Annotated in this window: 3 protein-coding genes, 1 tRNA gene and 1 pseudogene; 1 reads left to right on the top strand and 4 read right to left on the bottom strand. The window is 69.2% G+C overall.

Features of this window, described 5'->3' with window-relative positions; all coding sequences use genetic code 11:
• Nucleotides 1-892 (top strand): annotated as a pseudogene (locus N0K08_RS23145) (hypothetical protein); the annotation flags it as partial.
• A 15-nt stretch (nt 893-907) separates the two neighbouring features.
• On the opposite strand, the gene N0K08_RS23140 reads toward N0K08_RS23145, so the two are convergent.
• From N0K08_RS23140 to fdhE, 4 genes are all read right to left on the bottom strand, one after another.
• Nucleotides 908-1,003, bottom strand: a tRNA-Sec gene (locus N0K08_RS23140).
• A 38-nt stretch (nt 1,004-1,041) separates the two neighbouring features.
• Nucleotides 1,042-2,973 carry a selenocysteine-specific translation elongation factor gene (selB, locus tag N0K08_RS23135; RefSeq protein ID WP_261502793.1) on the bottom strand — a complete coding sequence of 644 codons (1,932 nt, stop codon included), beginning with the start codon at nt 2,971-2,973 and terminating at the stop codon, nt 1,042-1,044.
• Nucleotides 2,970-4,421, bottom strand: coding sequence for an L-seryl-tRNA(Sec) selenium transferase (gene selA / locus N0K08_RS23130; RefSeq protein ID WP_261502796.1), 1,452 nt, complete (start codon nt 4,419-4,421; stop codon nt 2,970-2,972). Before selA ends, selB begins: the two co-directional genes overlap by 4 nt.
• Before the next feature lie 36 nt (nt 4,422-4,457).
• Nucleotides 4,458-5,423 (bottom strand): formate dehydrogenase accessory protein FdhE, encoded by a 966-nt coding sequence (fdhE, locus tag N0K08_RS23125; RefSeq protein ID WP_261502792.1) that lies wholly within the window; start codon nt 5,421-5,423, stop codon nt 4,458-4,460.
• Nucleotides 5,424-5,581 lie beyond the last annotated feature (158 nt).

The following is a 5,581-nucleotide window of genomic DNA, read 5'->3' as shown; positions in this document are numbered from 1 at the left end:
GGGTCCCCAGGGCCTGACCGGTGCCCAAGGCCAGAAGGGCGATCAAGGCTTGACGGGCGCCCAGGGCCCGCAAGGTTTGACGGGGGCCCATGGCCAGAAGGGTGACGAGGGCCCGCGAGGTCTGACAGGTGCCCAGGGTCCGCAAGGCGTTGCCGGCAACGATGGCCCGCAAGGCCCCCAAGGCGAGCGCGGCATTGTCAAGCTGGAGGCTGCGGATGGGACGACTATTGCCCAGTCATCGACCATTGCGCAGGATGCGGTGGGTGAGTATGTGGCGATGGGAGCCCATCACAGTCTGAAGATGGCGATGGGCGTGGCTCCCGCCAGCCAGGTGTCCATGACCCTGACCAATCGTCTGGGGAATACCCATGGCCTGCTCGTGGAGTCAGACCGTGTGGTGCTTTCGGGTGGTACGCATTCGACCACTCTGAAGCTGGATGACAGCGGTGCAAGCTTTGCGAATGTGCAGACTGGCGGGCCTGTGGTCGTGTCCGGTGTGGCCGCGGGCATGGCGCCGACGGATGCGGTCAATGTGGCGCAGATGCGTGGCGTGGTGGATGCCGCCGTGGCGCCCCTGGACGCGCGCTTGGGCAACGTCCAAGACAGCGTGCAGCGGCTCGACCAGAAAATCGATGCCGTGGAAAAGAAGTTGTCGGGTGGCGTCGCCATGGCCTTGGCTTTGAGCCAACCTGTTTCGTTTGCACCCCAGTCCAGGAACGCCGTGACGGGTGGCGTTGCAACCTACAACGGCCAGGCAGCGCTGGGTTTCAGCTTCAACCGGCTACTGGCGAACACCGATACCCGTCGGGCGGTGCTGTCGCTGGGCGTGGCCACGACGACATCGGGAAAGCCGACAGCGAGTGCACGCGCAGGAGCGAGCTTCAGTTGGTGATTCAGCGGGGCGCAATGGCGGAAAGCAGCTGGAGTCGAACCAACCCAGGAGCGACTGACGCCCCTCACCGGGTTTGAAGCCCGGCCACACCACCGGGTGTGCATGCCTTCCATCGTGCCCGTCGCCTTGGGTGGCGCCGGCAAGCACGGTTATTGTAACGGCGGGTTGGTGCCTTGCCAGTGGGCGTCGGGCCGCAGCAGGTGGGCGTCGCGCAGGCGGCGCGTATAGCCCACGCGATCGAAGAACTCCAGGATTTGAATCGCCCGCTTGCGGCCCAGTCCCGTGGCATCGCGAAAGGCGCGGGCCTCGACTTCGCCGCGCGCATCGGTGGCGGCGATGGTCTGCACCAGCGCGGCCAGCTCCTGCATGCGGGCGGCGCTGTAGAACAAGTCCTTGACCACCTGGAAGACCTGGCCGCGCCGTGTGAGCTTGCGCAGCAGCTGGCGCACGCTGTCTTCCGTGGCCGTCCCCGCGAGGTCGCGCACCCAGGGCGGGTCGTAACGGCCTTCGTCGAGCAGCGGCACAAGGCGTTCGGCCAGGGTCTGCTCCTGCGGGCTCAGCTCCACCGTGTGGCCTGGCAGGTGCAGCCAGGCGCCGCTAGCTGCCAGGCTGTGGTCTTGCAGCAAGCCGTCGACCAGGCCGCGCCACAGCGCGTCGTGCGTGGTCTGCACCAGGCCGGGCCAGGCCATGCGGCGCAGGCGCGCGGCGTTGAGGCCGGGTTCGTCGGCGCTTTTGCTGTGGAACTGCGTGAGCGTGGCCAGTATCTGGTCGCGCAGTTGCTGCCAGCGTGCTTGCGACAGCAGCAGGGCATCGCTGCCGCTCAGCGGCAATTGCAGGCAGTCGGCGGGCAGGTCCTGGGCCTCCCAGCGCCGGCCCGACAGGCGCACGAGCTGGGACAGCGGCAGGCCGTGGGGCGACTGGGTGATGATGGCGCTGGCATCGCCCGTGGCCGCCAGGCTTTCCAGGGCCTGCAGACAGGCCTGGCGCTCGGGGCTGCGGCGCTTGCGCGCGGGGGCATAGGGGTCGGTCACCGTGCCGCCGGCGATCGTGCGGCTGGCCTGGGCGTTGCGCAGGATCAGCCGGTCGCCGGGCAGGCAGAAGACCGGGGCGTCGAGCACCAGCTGGGCGCGCACGCGGCTGCCGGGCTCTATGCGTTCACCTTCGAGCAGGGCCACGTGGGCCGTGCGGTGGGCCGTGCCCAGGTGCAGGTGCACGGGCGTCCACTGGCGGATTTCGGGCGCGCTGTCCAGCAGTTGCAGCTGCACGTCGATGCGGTCGGTGGCTTGCAGCAGCGCGCCGTCGGCGATCCAGTCGCCGCGCTGTATGTCGTCCTTGGCCAGGCCGGCGAGATTGAGCGCCACGCGCTGGCCGGCCACGCCGCTGTCGCTGGCCTGGTTCTGGGCGTGGATGCTGCGCACCCGCAGGCTCTGGCCGGTGCCAGAGTGCTGCAGGTTGTCACCGGTGGCGACGGCGCCGCCGAAGACCGTGCCCGTGACCACCGTGCCCTGGCCGGGCAGGCTGAAGCTGCGGTCCACGGCCAGGCGGAACAGGCCGTTGCGCGGCCGGGCCGGCATCTGCTGGGCCAGGGTTTCGAGGTGGCGGCGCAGTGCGGCGACACCCGGGTCATCGGTGTTGCTGGCGGCGGTTTCAAAGACCGCGGCGCCGGCGAAAGGCGTGGGCGCGAGCAGCTCGATGAGCTGCGCGCGCACTTGCGCGATCTGCGCGGGGCTGGCGCGGTCGACCTTGGTCAGCGCAATGCTGGCCTGGGCCACGCCCAGCAGTTGCAGGATGTCCAGGTGTTCGCGCGTCTGCGGCATGACGCCGTCGTCGGCCGCGACCACCAGCAAGGCGTGGTCTATGCCCACCGCGCCCGCGGCCATGGTGTGGACGAATTTCTCGTGGCCCGGCACGTCGATGATGCCCAGCACGTCGCCGTTGGGCAGCGGCGCATAGGCATAGCCCAGCGCGATGGAAATGCCGCGCGCCTTCTCTTCCTTGAGGCGGTCGGTGTCCACGCCCGTGAGGGCGCGCACCAGCGTGGTCTTGCCGTGGTCGATGTGGCCTGCGGTACCGATGATCATGAATGAAGCTGCGAGGCCAGCAAGGGCAGTTGTTCGGCAAACAGCGGCTGCTGATCGGCTTCGAGGCAGCGCAGGTCCAGCCACAGGGCATCGGTCTGGATGCGGCCTATCACCGGGCGGGGCAGGGCGCGCAGCGCGGCTTCGAGCTGCAGCAGCTGGCGGCCGGCCTGGCGGCCCGAGGCCGGGTGGATGCGCAGCCCATGGCTGGGCAGGGACTCCACGGGCAGGGCGCCGCTGCCGATCTGGCTGGCCATGGCCGCGGTCTCGACCACATAGGTCGGGCCCAGGGTCGCCTGCAAAGCGGGGGCCAGCGTTTCGGCCTGGGCCAGCATGTCGGCGGCGGGCCGCGTGAACAGGCGCAGCGTGGTCAGGCGCTGCGCCAGTTGTTCGGGGTGCAGGTACAGGCGCAGCACGGGTTCGAGCGCGGCCAGGGTGAGCTTGCCCACGCGCATGGCGCGCTTGAGCGGGTTTTTCTTGATGCGCGCGATCAAGTCCTTGCGGCCGACGATCAAGCCAGCCTGGGGGCCGCCCAGCAGCTTGTCGCCGCTGAAGGTCACGAGGTCGGCGCCGGACGCAATGGTTTCGCGCACCGTCACTTCATAGGGCAGGCCCCACTGGCGCATGTCGACCAGCGTGCCGCTGCCCAGGTCGACCACCATGGGCAGATCGCGTCCATGGGCGATGTCGGCGACTTCGCGGTCGCTGACGCTCTTGGTGAAGCCCGTGACTTCGTAGTTGCTGCAATGCACTTTCATCAGCAGGCCGGTGTCGCCCGACACGGCCTCGGCATAGTCGCGCGCATGGGTGCGGTTGGTGGTGCCGACTTCGACCAGTCGCGCGCCGGCACGCGCCATGATGTCGGGAATGCGAAACGCGCCGCCGATCTCGACCAGCTCGCCGCGCGAGACGATCACTTCCCGGCCTTCGGCCAGCGTGCCCAGCGTCAGCAGCACGGCCGCGGCATTGTTGTTGACCACGGTGGCGGCTTCGGCGCCCGTGAGTTCGCAGATCAGCGACTCGACCAGGTCGTCGCGGTCGCCGCGCCCGCCCGTGGCCAGGTCGTATTCCAGATTGGCGGGGCTCAGCAGGGCCTGGACCACCGCGTCCACGGCCTCCTGGGGCAACAGGGCCCGGCCCAGATTGGTGTGCAGCACGGTGCCGGTGAGGTTGAACACGGCCTGCAGGCGCGGCGCGAAGCGCGTCGCCAGGCGCGCCTGGGCGGCCTCCGCGACGGCCTGCATGTCGGTCGCGCCGGGCGCCAGCGGCAGGCCCGCGCGCAACTGATCGCGCAGCGCGTCCAGTGCATCGCGCACGGCCTGGGTGCAGGCCTGGCGGCCGTAGCGCTCCAGTGCCGGCGCCAGGGCTGCGCTGTTCAGCAGCTTGTCGACGGCCGGCAACTGGGGCCAGGGGCGGGCTGACGCGCCCGGTGCGGCCGAGCCAGCGGCCATGTCCAAGGGGTCGGTTCTCATCCGGCTATTTTCAACTCATTCTGCCGCGGGGTCGACGAGGGCCTGGTCGCCTTCGGCCTGTTCTTCGGCAAACGCCACATACAGCAGCGGGTTGGTGCTGGCGCGCTTGAAGCGGGTTTCGCTCATCAGGAGGTCCAGCATCAGCGAAGCCAGGTCGTCGGCCAGGGGTTCGGCCAGCGGGTCCTTTTCCTGGTTGACCACCTTGCGATAGCTGCCGCATTCGTCGCAGGTTTCGGCCGTCACGATGTCGCCACCGCCTTCAATGCCCTGGTACTTGATACCCTTGGTCGACTCGCAGTGCGAGCACTTGACGCGCACCATATGCCACTCGCTGCAGCAGGTGCCGCAGTGCAGGTAGCGGTGGCCGTTGGCCTTGCCGCCTATGCGCAGCACGCTGGCGACCGGCTCGCTGGCGCAGACCGGACAGATCGTCGCCGGTTCGGTGTAAGGCACATCGCCGACGCTGATGTGGGCCGCGCGCTGGGCGAAGACCACTTGCAGCGCCGCCATCACGAACGGGGCCATGCCCACGTCGCGGGCGGCTACTTCCTTTTGCAGCAGGCGCTGGGCAATCGCTTCCCGCTCCGCGGCAGGCATTTCGCGCAGCGAGGCGATCAGCGGCTGCAGCGGTGCGGGCAGGCCCTGGGCGCTGCCCATGGTCGCGAGCATGCGGTCGAGCACCTGCTGCCAGGCCGGATCCAGGTGGTCGGCCGCGGGCAGCAAGGGCATGGAGTGCTGCTGGGCCAGCGCCATGGCGGCAGTCGGCAGCTCGGGGGCGGGCAGGTCGGCCAGGGCCTGGTGCTGCGCGTCGACGATCTGGGCGATGAACTCTATGTAGTCGGCGATGGGGTTGTCCTGGGCCAGCTGGCGCAGGCGCGCGGCGCGCTCGGCAAACAGGCTGCCGATCTCCGGCAGGCGCACGCGCGGGAAATTGATCTGGTCAATGGCCTCGATCTCGCCACGTTGAAGAATGCGTTGCATTGTGTCTTTCCAAATAAGTGCCGCCGGCACGCCATGATGGCGTCCGGCGGCAAGGCAAATTCCTCGAAACTGGCGGGGCCCCGCTCAGGGGCACCGAGCAAGGGCCGCCCCGCAGCGACGGTGCCGTCCCCCTCCACCGAAGGTTGAGAGGGGGAAGC

Source organism: Acidovorax bellezanensis, from assembly GCF_025421555.1.
GTDB classification, from domain to species: Bacteria; Pseudomonadota; Gammaproteobacteria; order Burkholderiales; family Burkholderiaceae_C; genus Comamonas; species Comamonas bellezanensis.
This window is presented reverse-complemented; position numbering and strand designations above follow the sequence as displayed.